Genomic DNA, 19389 nt, shown 5'->3' on the forward strand with positions numbered 1-19389 from the left:
GGCGGAGCCTGTTAAGGCCCCGCCGTTCGTGTTTGGTAATCGATGCTTACGAATTAGAATTCGTAGCGGGCACCGATCTGGATACGCCATGCCGACGGGCCAATGGCGATGTTGTTCTGATCGTCCGGGTTGAAGCCCGAGAGGATGTAACGACCGTCGCTGTCGACACCGCCGTCAACTACGTCGACGAGACCGTTGAAGCCACCGCGTGAACGCAGGATGTTCCACTCATCGTCGATGAAGTTGAGGAAGTTTGCGAAGTCAGCAAACAGCTCGATGCGGTCTTCTTTGACGCCGGTCAGCTTGCCGAGGAACGGGAATTCCTGGCTGAAGCGCAGATCGAGGTCAAAGTGCCAGTCGTTGCGGCAGGTGTTACGAGCGATCGTGGCGCCCGGGGTGAAGTCACAGCCCGAGTTAGCAACATAATCGATCGTGCTCTGAACAGCAGCTGCATCCGACAGCGGCGACACGTTCGGATCGTTTACGCCGGTTGGGACGTAAAGCAGAGCGTTGTCGCTGCCCGACGAGGAGTCAGCGAAGACGCCGCCACCATCGAAGGTCAAGCTGTACGGACGACCTTCACGAGCGCGGAAGAAGAAACCGAAGCTCGTGTCGTAACCGTCGAGGAACTGCTCACGGAAGTTGATCGCCGCGGTGAAGTTGTGGCGAGTTTCCGTGGTCGCTGTCGAGACAGCCGGGTTCTGACGGTCAAACGCTGCAGTAACGTCGAACGACGAGGTTGCCGTTGAAGACTGGTTGTTACGTGCGTTGTTTGAGTCCGTGTAAGCGTAACCGAACTGGACGCGGGTCGAACCACCTTGAGTGAACAGGCCGCTTTCAAACGTCTTGCTCAGGATGATCGATGCCGTGTGCGCTTCGGAACCACCGTCGTTGGTCAACTGAATGTTGTCGTCACGACGGGTGTTGAAGCAGTCAGCGGTGACACCGGTGTAAACCGGCGGCGTGCCGCCATTGCCCTGAAGCACAGCGTTACAGCCCGCAACAGTCGAGTCGATTGCCGCGTAGATCGGGCGACCGTCAACGGTGAAGCCGTTCAGGCCTTCACGGATGTCAGGGGTCTGCGACAGGTCGACAAAGTTCAGCGCGTTGTTGAAACGCGAATAGATGTAGTCGAGCTGCAGGTTCCAGTTGCTGAAGAAGCCGCTTTCCGCACCGAAGGTGGTGGCGAAGAGGAGGCTTGCACGGGTCACGGTCGGAACGTTGAAGTCCGGGTCGGTCGACTGGACGTCGTTTCCGCCGTTTGCTGCAACGTTAGACGCGGCGAGCACAGCACACTGCGGGAAGCCAGCGAACTGACCGTTTTGCAGCACGTTGAACGAACCGTCTGTGTTGGTGAGGCCCGCACATTCTGCGTCGAAAGTGTCGCCGTTGGCACTTGCGAAGCCATCGTTCGAGAAGGCGTTCGAGTAGTACACAACCGGGTCACCGCCTGAGAAGATGCCGACACCACCAGTTACGCGGGTGTTCGAGAAGAACCCTGCATTGTCGAACTCGTAGGTTGCCGAGATACGCGGCAGGAATACCGGATCGAGGCGACCGAACGAGTTGGCATTGGTGAAGCCGTAGCGATCAAAGAAGTTCGGGTTCGCACGCGGCGTGTCACCGTCGTACATCTGAACACGAATACCAGCGTTCACCGCCAGTTGATCGTTGGCCTGCCACTCATCCTGAGCGTAAACCGAGTAGATACGACGGCTGAAGCGTGCAGCGGCGTTGTTGATGTCGCCGTTGAGGCTCGATGCGATCGTCGCACCGCCCAGAGCACCACCGCCAACAAGGTCATCTACATCGCCAAAGACGCTGGAGAAGAAGCCAGGTGCTACGTCGCCGTTTTCGAAAGCGTCGAGGCCATCGAAGAAGAGCGTACCAGTTGCGTTGATGGCAAACAGGTTGAACACTTCAAGGTCGTTCACTTCCGCGCCGAACTTCAGGAAGTGGCCATTGCCAGCTTCGTAGTTCAACTGAGCGCGGAATTGGTCGATCTTGGTGTCGAGCTGGTTGGCCGAACGGAAGATCTGAGGACCGGTTGCGAGCACACCGTTCTGGGTCGTGCCGCTGCCGTCAGGCGCAACACCAACAACCAGACGCGGGGTCGGGTTGCCAGACTGTGCTTCGCCAAAGCCGACAGGGCCCTGAACGTCGCCAACTTCTGCGCGGCTGACACGCAGTTCGGTCGAGACCGAGTCGCTCCACTGCGAGTAGAGACGAACCGAGTAGTAGTCCGAGATCGTGCCTTCGTCTTCGAACGAGTTAAGACCGGTGATCAGCGGGCCAGTGCCGCCGCCATCGCTCTCAACGTTGGTTTCTTCGAGACGCTGGTAGGTCGCTTCAAGGCGGTGATCTTCGTTGATCACAGCGTCCAGACGACCGAAGTAACGCACGTTACCTTCAGGCAGCGTGGTCGGGTAACCGCCGATGTCCTGGCCGTATACGTCGCGTGCGATCTGAGCGAAGCGATCGAACTGGGCCTGGCTGACAAAGTTGGCTTCGTTGGTGAAGCCGCCGCCCGCTGGGCCGAAGTTGTTGCCCTGCGACAGGTCAGCTTCTTCGTAACCGAACGAGAAGAACAGACGGTCAGGAATGATCGGACCGCTCAAGGTGACACCCCAGCGCTTTTCTTCGCTGGCGGTAAGCGGGCTGCCGTCGATCTCGCTGGCGAACAGACCGTCATCGAAGTAGGTGATGAAAGCCGAGCCGCTGAATTCGTTCGAACCCGCCTTGGTGACGGTGTTGATGAGACAGCCGGTAAATTCCGAATACTCAACATCGAACGGAGCGAATTCTACCGAGATCTGGTCGATCACGTCGAACGGAAGCGGCAGCGAGTTACGCGCTGCGAACGGCGTACCGTTCAGACCGAAAGCGTCCGACTGAACGATGCCGTCAACCGTGAAGGTGTTGGTACGGTCATTACCGCCAAGGCACGAGATACGATCAACGTCGTTGCTCTGCTCAAGGCTGACGCGCGGGTCAATACGGATGATGTCGCGAACGTCGCGGGTGATCGACGGGAACGCTTCAAGCGTCTGGGTGTCGAATGCAGTACCCGGTCCAACGGCAACCTGGGTTACGCGAGCACGCGTGCCGGTCACGATGATGGTGTCGCCTGCGCCTGCAGTCAGCGCGAAGGTGAAGCCGGTGTTACCCGAGATGTTGGTGAACACGTCTTCAACCGTCTGGCCTTCGAAACCATCAGCTTCGACGGTAACGGTGTACGGACCGCCCGGCTGAAGCGACTGGATACGGAAGTTGCCTTCGCCGCCCGTGCTGACGGTGCGGGTCGAACCAGTACGCGTGTCGGTAACGGTCACGGTTGCACCCGGCAGCGCGTTGCCGCTGGCGTCGGTCACGGTGCCTTCGACACCCGACGTAATGGTTTGCGCGGCGGCCGGAGTAGCCACAACCGCTGCAGCAGAGAGACTGACGACGCTCGCTGCCAAGAGATATTTGAGTTTCATTAGTAGGCCCCTGATCACTGAGAAAGGAGTTAGGAGAGGTATGTCCTGCGCGCCCCTTTAGGTTCGCTGCACTGCGGCAAAGCTACTGTTTTGTGACAATTTGATGAAACTTGCCCGCGCATGAACGCGGGCGGCGCGCGCCAAATATGTTATCCACACCGTGACGCCACGGAATCCAAGGGCCTGCGCCCATCTGTTGCATTGGAGCAACGAAACAGGACTCTTTTCACACAGGCCCGATTCGCGGGTTTTTAGGCCAGATTTATCTCGCGCAGACGCTGCAAAAGGAACTCATGTGACGAAATCGGCTCGGGCACTTTGTCCCGATTCTCGTCAGTGATGCAGCTTTCCAGCGGCTCGATCACATAGTCCGGGCGGAAGTGCAGGAAGAAGGGCATCGAGTAACGCGACCGCAGTGCCGCTGGGCCGCGCGGGTTGACGACACGGTGCGTAGTCGAAACCAATCGTCCGCACGTCAGGCGATCCAGCATATCGCCCACATTGATGACCACCGCGCCTTCAGGAACGTCAACGGCGTGCCACTCACCTGACTTGGTAAGCAGTTCCAGACCCGCTTCTTCAGCGCCGAGCAGCAAGGTTATGGTGTTGATGTCGCCATGCGCAGCAGCACGGATCGCGCCCTCTGGAGCATCCGGACCAAGCGGCGGATAATGCAACAGGCGCATGACGGAATTTCCGTCCTCGACCGTCGGCGTGAAGAACTGGCGCTCAAGACCAAGGTGCAACGCAATCGCTTCGAGCACACGCAGGCCAGTGCTTTCGAATGCGGCGTAAAGCTCGGAGAAGGTGTTCTCGAAACCGCCAACCTCTTTGGGCCAGACATTGGGAGCCATATATTCGGCGAGCGGATGATCCGATGGTAGTGAACGGCCGACATGCCAGAATTCTTTGAGGTCAAAGATCTCCGCGTCTTTGGCCTTCTCGGTCCCGAAAGGGGTGTATCCACGCGCTCCGCCGCCGCCTTCGATAGCGTAGGCGCGCTTCGCGTCGTCAGGCAGCGCGAAGAACTCTTTGGAATGCGCCTCGGCCTGATCGATCAATTCTTGCGGAATGCCGTGATCGCGTACAACCGCGAAGCCATATTCGGCGAAGCTACGGCCCAGCTCATCGGCGATATCTTCGAGCGGCTGGGCAAGGGATACGGTCGCAATGCCGTCTGCGGATTGAATGTCAGTCATAAGGGTCATTTATAGGCGCGCTCCGGTTTGTGCCAAGGCATTCATGCTTGAGAATGCCCTCGCACGCCTAAAGCGGCATGGTTGGTTCAGTAATTGAGCCGGATCAAAGTGGCAGGAACAGGCTCGCCAAAGCTGCGCTCATCAGGTTGGCAAGACTGCCTGCTGCGAGCGCCCGCAGACCCAGCCGCGCAATCACCGGACGCTGGTTTGGTGCAAGACCACCTGTCACGGCCATCTGGATCGCGATCGACGAGAAATTGGCAAATCCACACAGCGCAAAGGTAAGGATACCCCGGCTGCGTTCGGTCAGGCCTTCGATGGCGCCCAACTCGATGAAGGCGACAAATTCGTTGAGCACGATTTTGGTGCCGAAGAGACCGCCCGCGATCTGCGCCTGGTTCCAATCCGGAATGCCGATCAGGAACATGACGGGAGCGAAGACGTAGCCGAGCAATTGCTGGAAAGTGACATCGGGATAGCCGAACCAGCCGCCTACACCGCCAAGCATGCCATTAGCCAAAGCCACAAGAGCGACAAACACCATCACCATCGCACCAACGGCAACGGCGAGCTTCACGCCCGTCTGCGTTCCCTGTGCGGCGGCTTCGATAACGTTGGCGGGCTTCTCACCTTCCTCGAAGGTTTCGGAAACAGTGACGTTCGCCATTTCCTCATCATGCTTTGCCGCTTCTTCGGGATCGTCCGGCATCAGGATCTTCGCCATCAGGATTCCGCCCGGCGCGGACATGAACGCCGCCGCCAACAGATATGGCACCGCATCGTCACCCAAGAACGCCGCATAGGCAGCCAGAATAGTGCCCGCGACACCCGCCATGCCGACGCACATCAGCGTGAACAGGCGCGAAGGCGGGAGCGAGGCGAGATATGGGCGGACCACCAGCGGGCTTTCCGACTGGCCGACAAAGATATTGGCCGCGCTGCCCAGCGCCTCGACCTTACTGATTCCGGTGACCCAGCCAATCGCACCGCCCAGCCAGCGCACCAGCCGCTGCATAATGCCGAGGTAGTAGAGTATCGAAACCAGCGCAGCGAAGAAAACGATCACAGGCAGCGCCGCGATCAGGAAGGTATTCGCAAATGGGTTTTCGCCCATCGGCCCGAACAAGGTCTCAATGCCTTGAACGGAGTAGCCGAGCAGCGCGATCACACCATCGGACAGCCCGCCGATAATCCGCACACCAATATCGGTACGCAGCACCAGCACGGCCATCAATGCCTGCAACGCAAAAGCTGCGCCGACCACTCGCAGATTGATCCGCTTCTTCCCATTGGACAGCAAAAACGCGATCAAAAGAATGGCGGCGATCCCACCGATGCTCATTAGAGTGGAAGTAACACTTGCGCTCACGTGGCGGCCCCTGCCCTGTTATCTGGAGTTATCCCATGCCAGCCGGATCGGCTGCGTGGTCATGGAAGTTGCACGTTGGGCGCAGCAACGCAACTGGGAACGCCCGATTTGCCCCGGTGGGTGACAGGCCGGGCGCGCCATCTTTTCTTTTCGGAAGCGCTCGCTTACCGCTTGCACCATGACCGATACCACCACTGCACCAATCGAAAACGGGCCCACCACAGTTTCTATGCCTTTGGGACTGTTTGTCTTCACGCTTCTCTATGGCGGGATGACGGTGCTTGCGGGCGTGCTCGCTTACAAACAGGTGCAATTGTGGCCCACCGACCTGGCAGTTGAATCGGGCATCTTCGCATTTCTGTTGCTGGTGGTGATCTCCAGCACCCTTGCCCAGCTTTACGGGCGCAGCATGGCTACACGCATCGTCTGGTGGGGCTTTTTGCCGCTGCTGATTGCCTCGGTTTTGATGCAGCTGGTCCTCAACCTGCCTGCCTCGGTCGAGATGCTAGAAGGGCGCGCGGATGATCTCGCCGCCTTCGAGCGGGTCCACAACACCGTTTGGCGGGTCTGGGCCGCTGGTCCGGCTGCTTATATCGTGTCTCTGCTGCTCAACGTCTGGATCTTCGACAAGCTGCGCGGCGAAGGTGAGGCAACGACGATGGGTCTGATGATCCGCGGCGCAATCGCATCGGCGCTGAGCCAGGCGCTGGATTCTGTGATCTTCATCTTCCTCGCGTTTTATGGCCTGTTCCCGATCATGGACCTGATGATCGGGCAGGTGCTCGCGAAAGTCGTGCTGAGCATTGTGCTGGTGCCGTTCCTGATCACTGGCGGTGTCAAAGCCGCGCAGTGGCTCGACGCGAAGAGATAGCGATACGGGGTGACTGAGCTCTCAGTCTTTACCCGACCCAGACATCGAGCAGGTAACGCTCGTCATCCATCATGGTGTCGATCCAGGCCTCGGTTTGCGCATCATCTTTGCCCGTCTTTTCGCGATACATTGCCATCAGCGCGCGGCGGACATCAGGCTCCATCCGGGCACCATCGCCGCAGATATAGACCCGCGCGCCGCCCTCGATCATGGTCCAGATCGCATCGGCTTGCTCAGCGATCAGATGCTGAACGTAGCGCTTTTCGCCCTTGTGCCGTGAAAAAGCGGTGTGGACGCTCGCAATCCCACGGGCGTCATAATCAGCCAGTTCATCGCGGTAGAGGTAGTCGATTTCCGGATCGCGGCAGCCGAAGAAGAGCAGCGCCTCGCCCAATCTCGCGCCCTGTTTTTGCAGATGGTCGCGCTGTTGCAGGAAGCCTCTGAACGGCGCGATGCCGGTGCCGGGTCCGACCATGATGATCGGCGTCGAAGCGTCTTCCGGCAGGCGGAAGTTGGCGGTTGGCTTACGCACCATCGCCTGAAACGTATCGCCGGGGGCGAGGCCCGCGAGATAGTTCGAGCATGTTCCCTTGAACTCGCCTTTGCCTGACAGCGCTGGTCCCTTCACCACTCCGACCGTAATCGAACAGCGATTTGGCGCGCCAGTCGGCGAGGACGAGATCGAATAGTAACGCGGGGAAAGGAATGGGATCATTTCGAGGAACACCGCCAGCGGCAAATCGCAGGCTGGAAAATCCTCGAGAATGTCCAAAACCGATTTGCGCTTTTCCAGCACTTCGGTGGTGTAAAGATCAGGTCCGCCATCATCCGGTTTTGCAGCCAACGCTTCGAGACCCGATTTGGAATTGGGGCATTCGACAAAGCGCGCCAGCGTGGCGATGTCTTTGCGCGTGGCCACGGCCTGCAATTCGCCCGCTGTCTTGGCGAGATTCAGGACCGAGAAGGTGCTGCCGCTGGGGAACGGTCCGCGCATTTCGCTGCGCGATTCAATTCGCACATAGGTGTCGCGGGGCAGGCCGAAGCGCTTGAGCAGCCGATCAACCAACGCATCATCATTAACCGGCACGACACACAGATGATCGCCGGGTTCGTATTGAACATCAACGGGCAGTTCGACTTCGATATGCCGCGTAGAGCGGCCATCGGGCGCGCTCACATCCTTCAGCTCGCGGCTGCTGAGCAACGTGACCTCTCGCGTGCCCACCCGTTCGGCCACGGTGTTCGCGGTGATGCTTTGGGTGATCTCAACCGAATAGAGCGGCTCGGAAATACCCCCGCTTTCGGCATCCAGATCCAGCCCGAAGTGCTCGCCTAACTGCGGGAACAGGGCGTCGAGCCAGCTATGAAACTGGGTGTCGATATCGGCCCGAGCGTCCAACTCTTCATTGGCGATGATCCGCGCTGCGCCCAAAGCCTCCAGCCGTGCATCAATCTTGCGCGGGACCTCCTGAAACGTCGCCGCCCAATCGCTGTTGCCGCAGCCGAGCACGAAATAGGACACGCCGTTGAGCGCATCAGGCTTGGTGTCATCGGCTTCCAGCCAATCGACAAACTTTGCCGCGTTATCCGGCGGCATGCCGTTGTACGAAGCGCAGGCAATCGCGACCGCGCCCTCTGTCGGCAGCTTGCCGGCGAAGGCATCGAGTGAGGCCAGCGTCACATCGAAACCGGTGAATTCCGCCCGCTGGGCCAGTTCGCGGGCAAAGCTCTCGCTCGAACCAAGATTTGACCCGAACAGCACCGTCAGCTTCGTGCCATGCTTAGCAATGCGCGCCGCTTCGGGCTGCGAAGCTCCCTCAGCATCGCTGTCCGTATCGGTACCACGCCGCTCAACATCGTCGCGCAGGCTCACCCTGATCCGGAAGTCTTCCGGCTTGATGGACAGCGTTTCCTTGATGTCGAGCTGGTAGTTTTGGTGATCGAACAGTTCGAAACGCTGCAGGATCATGGCCAGGACAAGGATCGACTCCTGAATGGCAAACTGCCGCCCGATGCAGGCGCGCTGACCATTGCCGAACGGTTTGTAGGCCGCTGGATCGCGCTTCGCCTCGGCATCGCCCATGAAGTTTTCGGGGTTGAACGCGTCAGGATTGTCACCCCACACCGATGTGTCGCGGTGCAACGACGGAATCACCACCGTCGTGAATGTGCCTTTGGGAATGCGATATTTGCCCGCCAGAACCTCATCCTCAAACGGAGCGAGGCCGAAAGCGGGGGCCGTGGGCCACAGTCGCAGCGCTTCGAGCAGGATCGCCCGGATATAGGGCATCTGCCCGATCTGGTGGAGGTTGGGCGGTTGGTCGATATTGCGGCCGAGAACGGCGTCCACCTCGGCATAGGCACGCTCGAGCACGTCACGGTTCTTGAGCAGATAGTAGAGCGTGAAAGACAGCAGGCCAGATGTCGTTTCGTGGCCAGCGATCAGGAATGTGTTGATCTGATACCGAATGTTCTCGTCAGACAGCTGTTCGCCGGTCCGCGCGTCACGCCCCGAAAGCATGAAGTCGAGCAAATCCTTGGGCTCATCTCCGCCCTGCCCGCGCCGTTGCCGGATGATCTCGTCGACCAGATTGTTCATGTAATCGGCGTCGAGGTGCAATTGCCGGATCTGCTCGCGCTTGAGCAGTTTTTCACCCGGAAGCCCGCGCATCTTCTGCGTCGTGCTCAGCGTGCGGTTGAGCGCTTCGATGAAGGGGTGAAAGTCTTTGCGGTAAAACGAATTGAACCGGTACCCGAAGCCACACACGCCGATCGTATCCAGCGTCAGGCGGATCATATCATTGGGAACGTCGATCTCGTCATCGGGGTTCAGTCGTTCCCACTTCAACATCAGCTGGCTGGCGATATCCTGCATCATCGGCAAATAGCTGCCCATCGCCTTCTGACTGAAAGAAGGCAGCAGGATGTGGTGCGCTTTTGACCAGTTGGGATCGTCGGTATCGCCGGTGAACAGTCCGTCGCCCGCGATCAAACGGAGACGCTTGAGCGGCCCACGAACGGTCTTGTCGAAGCGTTTCTCATCACAGACCTCAGCGACAAGATCAGCGCCCGAGACAAACACCAGAGTGTTGCCCATCACCTCGAGCTTGAAGATAGGGCCGTATTCGTCGGACAGAGCCATCAGTTCTTGGATCAGCTGCGTCGCATCGACGGTGAAGGCGTTGCCCAAAACGGGTGCGCCGGGCGGCTGCGGGATCTCGATCAGATCAGTCTTCGTTGCCATACGGCAAGGTCATGCCAGAGGAATCTGGGACTGCAAAGACTTGTCAAAGATGAGAAGGTGATGGTGAGCCCTGCAGGGGTCGAACCTGCGACCTACTGATTAAAAGTCAGTTGCTCTACCGACTGAGCTAAGGGCCCCCATACGGGTCTGCTGAATCATCGGTATCAGCAGCGGAGCGCCCACCTAGGCAGGGCGCGCCGATTGGTCAAGAGATGCGTGGCCTTGATTTCAAAAACTTGGCCGTCCCGCACAAGCGCCCGCATCAATTTGCGTGGGCAATGCCCCAGTGTTCGCTGATCTGCCGGTTGGATGGGGCGGCGTTGCGGGCCTTTGTCAAAAGGCTTCGAGCTTCGCCAAGCGATTTGCCTTCCTGCCAGAGGGCCCAGCCGAGCGTGTCCATGATTTCCGGACTGTTTGGAGCTGTATTCAGAGCGCGGCGGGCGAGACGCACAGCCTGTGCATGCTGGCCCAGTTTGGTTTTCACGGCAGCCGCGTTGTTAAGCAGAGCCGGATCATTGGCACCTTTGCCATCAATATGAGGGGCGTAGATACTGTCCGCTTTGGCCCAGTCACCCGCGCGGATCGCTTTGCCCGCTTCACGCATTGGTTTTGCCAAAGATGACGCGGCGGTTTTCTTGCCGATCACTTCGCGGATGCGCGCAACATCGGATTTGGAAACACGGTCGGCTAGCTCCAACGCAACCGCGAGCGACGGACCGTCTGCCAGCGGGTGATCAATCACCGGCTCAATCGCCGCCCATGCCTTCTTGTATTCCCCCTGCTCGGCAAGACTGTTGGCTAGCGCGCGGCGCGCAATCGGGTCGCCGCCCGTATCCGCGACATAATCCTCCAGCGCGTGCGCGGCCATCGCAAACTCACCGCGCGCGGCGTCAATCATACCCCGCAATCGGGCAAATTCAGGCTGTTCGGAAAAGACCGGAGGAGCGCGCTCGATAAGCTCGAACGCACGGTTCACTTCACCGGCGTCAAACGCCATTTGAGCCGCAAAAAGTAAGCCGACTGGATGCGGTGAGCCCGCATCATTCGCCCTATCAATCCACTCGCCTGCCGCCTTCGCATCGCCTGCGTCGCGCGCAATCGCGGACAATGCGAGCATCGCAGTCTGGCTATTCGGGTTGGCTTTCAACACATTCTCGAAGGCGATTTTTGCTCTGTCGGGAGCGCGTTCACCCAAAAAATCTGCCCTGCCAATTGGTGCGCTTGTGGGACGATGGGTTTGGCTGCGAGAACCGGTTCAAGCCGATCCATTGCCGCCTCGCGCATACCAGTCATCCAGAGGCGCTCTGCATCAATGGTCGCGAGGCGAGAATGATCGGGATAGGTCTTAAGCCCTTCATCCAGCTGCTCGAAGGCCTTGTCGGGATCACCTTTGGCCATATGAAACGCAACCGCCGCGACATAAGCGTGTGGGTTGTCCATCGCCAGCTTACCAATGCTCTCTTCAGCTGCTGCCAATGCGTTGCTGGCGACCTGAGCTTCGGCTCGTTTGGCACGCGCGAGTGAGTACTCGGCCGCGCCATCTGGCACAGCGGAGTATTCGGTCACAGCCCTGTCGGGCAGGTTCAGGGCTAGGGCAATATCGCCAGCGAGAAGTCGATACTCGGCATTGCCCGGATCTCGATCGACCGCGGCGGAGGCGTATTCCAGCGCGGTTCGCACGCTGCCTTCCGCAAATGCAGTCTGGGCCGCGGCATAGGGATCATCAGGCACGCTGTCACAGGCTGCAACAAGCGGCGAAATTGCGAGCACCAATGCTGCGCAGACAGGTTTGATCCGGGTATTCAGCGTCATGCGTGCCGCCTTAGCGCAAGATACTTAATGAGCCGTTTGCCATCCAAACTGTCGAGATTTCTGACAATCCGCGTTTGCGGGAAATTGCGTTAACCATCGAAACGCCCGTGAACCCTACCTTTGTACTCCTTGGCACATGGTTTGCTTTCCAATCATTTACCATTTTATCGCGCCTGTGTGGGGGTAACCGCAGCGACAGGCTTCTGGTTTTGGGGAAATGAGAATGCGTAAACTTCACAAGACAGCCGCTCTAGCTATCGCTGCGAGCACAATGGCTGTTGCCGCGCCTGCTTCGGCGACGATCTTCGAATACGAGATGACGAATGGTGACATCCTCACCATCGACACCGAATCCAAATCAGGCACCTGGAAAGGCCGCCGCATCGATGTGCAATTTGCGGGCGATGATCTCGCGAACTTCCCGGGCGGTGCAACACCGCGCTTCTCGCACATCCTCACCAGTATGACTGGCACCCGCACCATTCGCCGGGTCGACTACACCCCGACACGTGTGAACGGTACGCGCTACCACCCTTGGGTTATCAAGGACGCTGGTGCGGGCAGCATCAACCTGTGGTCTTGGTGGGGCGATCCTGTGATCGCCGGTGACTACGTGAAGACTATCGCCAGCTATCGTGTGGTCGACGTTCCGGCACCGGGCATGCTCGCGCTGTTCGCTCTCTCATTGGCTGCCATCGGCGTGGGCCGTCGCCGCCGTCGGAGGGCTGCCGCAGCCTAAGCAACGCATCCTCCAATCAAATCGGGCGTCTGACCAATGCGGTCAGGCGCCCTTTTTGTTGCGCGCCGCCAGTTGGGCCATGGAGTGGCCGGTGATTGGATCACGCCAATGGGGCGCGATTGTTTGGGCAGGTTCGAGGACGAAATTGCGGCTTCGGAATTCCATATGGGGGACGATCAGACCGGCGCTTTCCCAAATGCCCCCGCTCCAAAGAACAATGTCGAGATCGAGCGCACGCGCGCGCCAACGACTTCCGCGGCGTTGATTGCGTCCACGCCCGAACGCAGCCTCAAGCTGATGCAACCGGTGTAGGAGGGCGGGAGGGTCGAGCGGGCTTTCAGTCACCGCCACAGCGTTTGCATACTGACGCAACGAGGGTCCGATGGGAGCGCTGTCGACAATCGGCGACGTCGCAACAACTTCGCCAGCCTGCGCTTCAAGGGCCGCGAACGCGGCTTCGATCACCATGCGCGGTCCGCCGAGGCCCGGCACCCGCATGTTTGAACCAAGCGCAATGAGATAGGTGTGCGTCAAATGTCCTCGACGATCCGGCCATAAAGCTGCGGACGGCGATCGCGGAAAAAGCCCATGCCGGCGCGGTGTTTGGCAGCACGAGACAAGTCCAGAGCCGAAACAAGTACGCCCGTTTCTTCGGCTCCAAAGCTCTCCACCAGATCGCCCCATTCGTCCGAGATGAAGGAGTGGCCGTAGAAGTCTTGCTCGCCCTCCGGTCCTTCTGCGCCAATGCGATTGGACGCGACGACGGGCATGCAATTCGACACTGCGTGGCCGATCATCGCCCGGCGCCACATGCGGCTGGTATCGAGATCCGCGTCATAGGGCTCGGCCCCGATTGCCGTGGGATAGAGCAGAACCTCTGCGCCCTTCAGCGCCATGGCCCGAGCGCATTCAGGATACCATTGGTCCCAGCAAATCCCGACGCCGATGCATGCACCAAAGATGTTCCAGACCTTGAACCCGTCATTGCCGGGACGGAAATAGAACTTCTCTTCGTAACCCGGCCCATCGGGAATGTGGCTTTTGCGGTATGTGCCCATGATCGCGCCATCAGGGCCGATCATGGCGAGGGTGTTGTAGTAGTGATGCCCGTCGCGTTCGAAGAAGCTGGTCGGGATCGCGACATTCAGCTTGGCCGCCAAGGCCTGCATCGCGACAACGCTGTGATGTTCGGCGGTCGGACGAGCGAGCGCGAACAGCGCCTCATCTTCCTCGCGACAAAAGTAGGGACCTGAAAAAGCTCGGGCGGCAGTATCACTTGCGCGCCATTGGCCGCCGCTTCCTCCACCAACGCAGAGACAGCAGCGATGTTCTCGGCTTCATCCTCGCGGCCAAGCGCGAGTTGAAGGGCGGCGACAGTGAGCGTGCTCATGCCGCCGCCGATACGCTTAGTCAGCCTTCTTGAAAAGCAACGTCATGCGGTCACTCTCACCAATGGCGAGATATTCGCTGCGCTTGGGATCGTCCGCGCCGGTCGCCAGCACAGGTGGCAATGTCCAAACACCACCCGTCCAGTTGGCTGGGTCTTTCGGGTTTGCGTTGATCTCGCTTTCAGCTGCCAATTCGAAACCATTGGCCTCGAAGATCGCGATCACATCGGCCTTGCGCATATAGCCGCGTTGGCGTGCGCCGTAATCATTGTAGCTCGCACCTTCGGGCGCGCGGTGCTGAACCACGCCGACCATGCCATCATCTTTCAGCATCATGCGCGCGGCCTTCAGAACATCATCCGCACGATTGCCGATGTTAAGTCCGTGCATCGAACGGAAGATCAACACGCGGTCGACGGTGCCGGCAACATCCTCAGGCATTTCGTCGGTTTCAAACGCGGTCACATTATCGGCCTCCACGCCCATGGCCTCGGCGAGGCCCGATTTGAACCGCTCTGTCCATGCTTTCGAACGCGCTTCCTGCGCACGGTTGCGATAGGTGCGGCCATCACTGTCCTGGTTGAACGCGATGTATTTGCCAGCGGGCATCAGATACGGCGCAAGCACGCGGGTGTACCAACCACCGCCCGGGCCATATTCGGCCACAGTCATGGTCGGCTCGACTTGGAAGAATTCCAGCGTTTCTGTCGGGCGACGATACTGATCGCGCGCACCGTCATTGCCACGGCGATCATCGGCAAGAACCTCGGCCAGAGTTGGCGCATGATCGTCAGCGATCGCGGGTGCAGCCAGCGCGAATGCGGCCACAGGAGCAAGCAGAGCAAGTTTCATCAGGGGGATCCTCTCTTGAAGTCGAAAACAATGCGCATCGTCTTACGCTTTGAGGCAGCGATGACAAGGTTTGGCGTCAGGGGCTGGCAATACCCGTCGATGCTCCTATGTCCCTCATCGAAAGCAGGAGAAGTCATTTCATGGAACAGGCGATTATTGCAGGCGGATGCTTCTGGTGCACCGAAGCGGTGTTTCGCGATGTCATCGGCGTCAGTGAAGTCGAAAGCGGATATATCGGCGGCGATGTCGCTGACCCGACCTACAAGCAGGTTTGTACCGGCAAAACCGGTCATGCCGAAGGGATCCGTGTGACGTTCGACCCCGCAGTGATCTCCCTGCCAGAGATTTACGACGTGTTTCTTGGCACGCACGATCCGACCCAGCTGAACCGACAGGGCGGTGATATCGGCACACAATACCGCTCCGCTATCTTCCCGCTATCCGATGCACAGGGCGAAGAGGCCAAAGCAGCAATTGTCCGGTGGAATGATGAGAATGGCAAAACCGCCGTGACCACTGTCGAAGGCTTGGCTGACGGAGCGCAGAGCAAGGCATGGTATGCGGCAGAGGATTACCATCAGGAGTATTGGGATGGCGAAGGCCAGCGGAACCCCTATTGCCTTGCCGTGATCCCGCCCAAGATCATGAAGCTGCGCAAGAGTTTCCAGAGATACGCCAAGAGCTGATTGCGAAAAGCCATGCCGCAGTATCCCGATCCCTATTGCTTCGGATATCAGCCGCAGGCTGACGGCAAGCTGGCGTTCGAATGCTCGGATAATGTCGAACGCTTCCGATGGCTCGCGCTGCCGCCTCGCCATCCGGCGGTGATCCAGACCCAGAATTTCTGGGGCAGTGTCGGCGCGCTCATCACTCTCGAAGGGGAAGAGGCCACCAAATGGTCGGCGCTGACTTGGACCGAGTGGAAGTGCGGAGACGGCGAAGTCGGGCGCGCGGTGCGAGGGGTTTACGAGCGGATTGAAGCCGAGGGGGGTCCTTCGTTTGCGATGGCATTCTTCGACGCCAACGACACCGAGATCGTGCGCATGCGGGGACGCGGTGTGGTGTTCCGTAACCGTAATTTCGAAGAGTGGCGCGAGGAGTCAAAATCGGCGGCCCGGGCGCATAGCGATCATTCAGAATTCCGCTATGCGAGCCGCATGGCGTTGGGACTGTCAAAAAGGGAATTCCCTTTCCTCGCCCCGCTCGAAAGCCCCGACTCAACGTCTGTTGAAGCGCTGGTGACACGCGAGAATGGCCTACCCCCGCACAACCCCTATCTCAGCGGCTCGGGCGACCACGTGAATACCACGCACTTTGCCGAAGCCGCGCGTCAGGCGGCGTGTCTGATCTCGGGCAACCCCGACGTCGCGACTACCGGCGGAGAAATGTCGCTGACTCGTTATGTCGAACTGGGGACGCCGTTCCGGCTAAACATTAAAGATCGCAAGAACAACGCGCTCAAGTTGGAACTGGAACAGCTTGAGCGCCCGTGCGCCCAGATCACGCTGCGCTGGTGATCTTCAGCGCGTCCATCGCGCAACAAAGAACCCGTCGAGTCCGCCTTCCCGGGCCAGCATTCCCGGATGGGTGCGCAGCCAGCCCTGCTTGGTTGGCGCAATGCCCTTGGGCAGCTCTGCGGCGCTGATCGCGGCGGGTGCTAGATCGAAATTCTCATCGATCCACGCCGCTTGGCCCTCGCCTTCATCATGCTCGAGTGAGCACACCGCGTAAATCAATATGCCGCCGGGTTTGAGCCAGCCGACCGCGCGCTCAACCAGGGCGCGTTGAATGTCGACCATTTCTGCGATTTGGCGCGGACCGATGCGGTGGAGCACATCGGGGTGACGGCGACAGGTGCCCGTTGCTGTGCACGGCGCGTCAAGCAGGATCGCGTCAAAGTGATGCTTTGGCTCCCAGACAAGCGCATCGGCGCGGACTGGCGAGGCCTTGAGGCCGGTGCGCTTGAGATTGCCCTTGAGCACATCGAGCCGCCGCTTGGAGATGTCGAGCGCAGTCACTTTCCATCCCGCAGCCGAAAGCGCCAATGTCTTTCCGCCGGGCGCAGCGCACAGATCAAGCGCATGTTTGCCCTCACCCGCCCCCAGCAACTGTGGAGGCAGTTGTGCGGCGAGATCCTGCACCCACCATGCGCCTTCATCGTATCCAGCCAGCTTTTCAACCGGCGTCCCGCGCGGCAGGCGGATATGGCCGGGCATCAGGCTGACGCCGCCCATTGCAACTGCACGGGTTTCGGTCTCGCCTGCATCTTTCAGCGCAAGGTCGAGCTCAGGAGGCTCGGCGAGACCCGCAGCGATTTCCGGTACGCGTTCTCCCCACCGTTCCCGCACCCGCTCGGGCAAAGTTGGCGCATCGGGGAACTTCGGCTCCCGCTTCATCAGGGTCGAGAACACGCCATGGGCCAGCCGCCTTGGACCACCAGAAAGCAGCGGCAGACATGTGGCGATAACCGCATGCGGCGGAGTGTCGAGGCGGAGCGCTTGGGCCAGCATCAAGCGCAAAACAGTGCGCGGTTTGGCATCATCGGGAAGCGGTTTCTTTGTCGCGCTGTCGATTAGCGCATCGAGATCGGTCAGCCACCGCAGAGCCTCACCCGCAATTGCGCGTGCCAGAGCTTTGTCGGCGGGAGCGCGAACGTCGCGCAAGGCTGGCGGTGCCGCCTGTTCCAGCGTCTCGCCACGGCGCAAAACAGCATCGAGCATCTTAAGCGCAGCGCGCCGAGCGTGAATTCCGGGTGGTTGAGCCATCGGCATTTCCCCTACCCGCGCTTGAAACCAAGCGCCAGCGCGCGCATTCTATTGGTATGACGAAAGAGAAGTCGAAAGCGGCAAAAGAGTTCAAGAAGCCCGCACACTGGACCAATGATCCGCCGCCCAAGCCCAAAGCGGTCGACCCGCTGAAGGATGAGCCGCGCGAGGTCTCCCCCACCCGCTATGGCGACTGGGAAAAAGACGGCATCGCCTGGGATTTTTAGAGCGGCTTGAACGTCACTTTCAGCCCGTCTTTGGGCTGCGGGATCGGCCATGGCTGCCAATCTGGCTTGTAATCCGCACCGCCACTAGTCGGTTCAATGCGATAACGCTGAAGCAGCTGCGCCATCAGCACCTTGATCTGCATATAAGCGAAGTGCAGGCCCAGACACATATGCGCGCCGCCGCCGAAGGGCACCCAAGCATATTTGTGGCGTGCCTTCACCTTCTCGGGCGTGAAGCGCATCGGGTCGAACGCCATCGGATCATCCCAGTATTCGTCTGAGTGGTGAGTCCAATGGATGTTGATCCCCACCATTTGGCCCGCCGGAATTCGATATCCGCCAAACTCGAATTCACGCAGAGCACGGCGGGGCATGGACGGGACAGGCGGGATAACGCGCAGCGTTTCCTTGAACACCATCTCAGTCAGTTCAAGCTTGCCCATGTCATCGTATTCGAGCGGGCGTGGATTTCCGTCGCCGTCCGGACCGCCCGTCACTGCGAAAATCTCCTCGCGCATTTTCTCCTGCCACTCGGGGCGGATCGCGAGTTGATACAGCAGCGAAGTGCCCGATGAGGTGATTGTATCGTGCGCCGCCATCATCAGGAAGCTCATGTGATCCACGACTTCATCGACCGGGAGCAGAGAGCCGTCTTCACGGGTCGCCGTCGCAAACTGGCTGAACATGTCTTGCCCACCGCCTTCAGCACGGCGACGGTTCGTCTCTCGGGTCAGATAGTCGACCATATAGGCGCGGCCATCGACACCCTTCTTCATCTTGGTGAAGGGCAACGGGCGTCGAATGGGCGCAACCGAAGCCTGCACCATGTCGACAAAGGCCTGATTGATCTTGTCCGCTTCCGGCCCCCATGGGATGCCGAGAAAGCTGTCCGCTGCGAGATCAAGCGTGAGCTGCTTGATCGCTGGCTGAAACTCCATGTCTCCGGCCCAGCCGGAGACTTCGCGTGCAATACCGCTGTTCAATGCGCCCGAATAGTGCCGCATCGGCCCCGGTTTGAAGGCGATCGAAAGTGCGCGCCGATCGATCCGGTGATGATCGAAATCCTGCAGCATCAGTCCGCGCGGGAAGAGCTGATCCAGAACTGGCCCCCAACCTTGTTCGCTGGAGAACAGCTTGTTCTTGTTGAACAGAACGAGTTCGTTCGCTTCAGCGCCTACTAGCGCGACGTTCCAGCCACCGAAACCAAAGCTCTTGTAAACCTTGCCATAGGTCTCAACCATCCGGTTTGTGAAACCATGTGGATCGGCCAGCATCTTGAATGTGTTGCCAAAAATTGGCCATCCACCCTCGCCCGGAATGTGCGCGATATCAGCATTTGTGGGGACACCGTCGCTCCAATGATCAAAGCTTGGGGCGTTTTCGGATTCAGGAGCAAGTGTGGCCATGGGGTGTCTCTAATTTGAGTTGCTTACAGCAATGTAAA

15 protein-coding genes, 1 tRNA gene and 1 pseudogene are annotated in these 19389 nt (G+C 59.4%); 5 read left to right on the plus strand and 12 right to left on the minus strand.

Annotation, left to right across the window (positions count from 1 at the left end):
- Positions 1 to 53: 53 nt before the first annotated feature.
- The 3 genes from AC0V6K_RS05060 to AC0V6K_RS05070 form a co-directional block, all read right to left on the minus strand.
- Complete coding sequence (locus tag AC0V6K_RS05060; RefSeq protein WP_472625313.1) at positions 54 to 3479, minus strand: TonB-dependent receptor; 3426 nt, start codon at positions 3477 to 3479, stop codon at positions 54 to 56.
- A gap of 251 nt (positions 3480 to 3730) precedes the next feature.
- Positions 3731 to 4678, minus strand: coding sequence for an isopenicillin N synthase family dioxygenase (locus AC0V6K_RS05065; protein ID WP_472625314.1), 948 nt, complete (start codon positions 4676 to 4678; stop codon positions 3731 to 3733).
- A gap of 103 nt (positions 4679 to 4781) precedes the next feature.
- Positions 4782 to 6020: a NupC/NupG family nucleoside CNT transporter gene (locus tag AC0V6K_RS05070; RefSeq protein WP_472626026.1), complete on the minus strand. Its 1239-nt coding sequence runs from the start codon at positions 6018 to 6020 to the stop codon at positions 4782 to 4784.
- A gap of 205 nt (positions 6021 to 6225) precedes the next feature.
- Here AC0V6K_RS05070 and AC0V6K_RS05075 point away from each other — a divergent pair, with 205 nt between their 5' ends.
- Positions 6226 to 6918, plus strand: a complete 693-nt coding sequence (locus tag AC0V6K_RS05075; protein ID WP_472625315.1) for a queuosine precursor transporter — start codon at positions 6226 to 6228, stop codon at positions 6916 to 6918.
- 28 nt (positions 6919 to 6946) lie between these two features.
- On the opposite strand, the gene AC0V6K_RS05080 is transcribed toward AC0V6K_RS05075, so the two are convergent.
- The 4 genes from AC0V6K_RS05080 to AC0V6K_RS05095 form a co-directional block, all read right to left on the minus strand.
- Positions 6947 to 10162, minus strand: coding sequence for a bifunctional cytochrome P450/NADPH--P450 reductase (locus AC0V6K_RS05080; RefSeq protein ID WP_472625316.1), 3216 nt, complete (start codon positions 10160 to 10162; stop codon positions 6947 to 6949).
- A gap of 61 nt (positions 10163 to 10223) precedes the next feature.
- A tRNA-Lys gene (locus tag AC0V6K_RS05085) sits at positions 10224 to 10299 on the minus strand.
- A 125-nt stretch (positions 10300 to 10424) separates the two neighbouring features.
- The gene (locus AC0V6K_RS05090) at positions 10425 to 11357 is read right to left on the minus strand and encodes a tetratricopeptide repeat protein (RefSeq protein ID WP_486172571.1); all 933 of its coding nucleotides are present in this window, start codon (positions 11355 to 11357) and stop codon (positions 10425 to 10427) included.
- Positions 11306 to 11974, minus strand: coding sequence for a tetratricopeptide repeat protein (locus AC0V6K_RS05095; RefSeq protein WP_472625318.1), 669 nt, complete (start codon positions 11972 to 11974; stop codon positions 11306 to 11308). The genes AC0V6K_RS05090 and AC0V6K_RS05095 overlap by 52 nt, the downstream gene beginning before the upstream one ends.
- Positions 11975 to 12197: 223 nt before the next feature.
- Here AC0V6K_RS05095 and AC0V6K_RS05100 point away from each other — a divergent pair, with 223 nt between their 5' ends.
- Positions 12198 to 12713 (plus strand): PEP-CTERM sorting domain-containing protein, encoded by a 516-nt coding sequence (locus AC0V6K_RS05100; RefSeq protein ID WP_472625319.1) that lies wholly within the window; start codon positions 12198 to 12200, stop codon positions 12711 to 12713.
- A 42-nt stretch (positions 12714 to 12755) separates the two neighbouring features.
- On the opposite strand, the gene folK is transcribed toward AC0V6K_RS05100, so the two are convergent.
- The 3 genes and pseudogenes from folK to AC0V6K_RS05115 all read right to left on the minus strand — a co-directional run bounded on the left by folK (position 12756) and on the right by AC0V6K_RS05115 (position 14953).
- Entirely contained in the window at positions 12756 to 13247 is a 492-nt protein-coding gene (gene folK, locus AC0V6K_RS05105) for a 2-amino-4-hydroxy-6-hydroxymethyldihydropteridine diphosphokinase (protein WP_486172572.1), read from the minus strand.
- Positions 13244 to 14103: pseudogene (aguB, locus tag AC0V6K_RS05110) on the minus strand (N-carbamoylputrescine amidase). The gene folK and the pseudogene aguB overlap by 4 nt, the downstream one beginning before the upstream one ends.
- A 16-nt stretch (positions 14104 to 14119) precedes the next feature.
- Positions 14120 to 14953, minus strand: coding sequence for a class I SAM-dependent methyltransferase (locus AC0V6K_RS05115; RefSeq protein WP_472625321.1), 834 nt, complete (start codon positions 14951 to 14953; stop codon positions 14120 to 14122).
- 140 nt (positions 14954 to 15093) lie between these two features.
- Here AC0V6K_RS05115 and msrA point away from each other — a divergent pair, with 140 nt between their 5' ends.
- Positions 15094 to 15639: a peptide-methionine (S)-S-oxide reductase MsrA gene (gene msrA / locus AC0V6K_RS05120; protein WP_472625322.1), complete on the plus strand. Its 546-nt coding sequence runs from the start codon at positions 15094 to 15096 to the stop codon at positions 15637 to 15639.
- A gap of 12 nt (positions 15640 to 15651) precedes the next feature.
- Complete coding sequence (locus AC0V6K_RS05125; protein WP_472625323.1) at positions 15652 to 16470, plus strand: hypothetical protein; 819 nt, start codon at positions 15652 to 15654, stop codon at positions 16468 to 16470.
- 3 nt (positions 16471 to 16473) lie between these two features.
- Here AC0V6K_RS05125 and AC0V6K_RS05130 read toward each other — a convergent pair whose 3' ends face one another.
- On the minus strand, positions 16474 to 17718 hold the full coding sequence (locus AC0V6K_RS05130) for an RsmB/NOP family class I SAM-dependent RNA methyltransferase (protein WP_472625324.1): 1245 nt from the start codon (positions 17716 to 17718) through the stop codon (positions 16474 to 16476).
- 56 nt (positions 17719 to 17774) lie between these two features.
- On the opposite strand from AC0V6K_RS05130, the gene AC0V6K_RS05135 reads away from it, so the two are divergent.
- Positions 17775 to 17945 carry a DUF1674 domain-containing protein gene (locus tag AC0V6K_RS05135; RefSeq protein ID WP_472625325.1) on the plus strand — a complete coding sequence of 57 codons (171 nt, stop codon included), beginning with the start codon at positions 17775 to 17777 and terminating at the stop codon, positions 17943 to 17945.
- Here the strand turns inward: AC0V6K_RS05135 and AC0V6K_RS05140 are convergent.
- Positions 17942 to 19351 (minus strand): cytochrome P450, encoded by a 1410-nt coding sequence (locus tag AC0V6K_RS05140; protein ID WP_472625326.1) that lies wholly within the window; start codon positions 19349 to 19351, stop codon positions 17942 to 17944. The genes AC0V6K_RS05135 and AC0V6K_RS05140 overlap by 4 nt on opposite strands.
- Between the last annotated feature and the right edge of the window lie 38 nt (positions 19352 to 19389).

The sequence above is a fragment of the Erythrobacter sp. S43 genome, assembly GCF_057364955.1.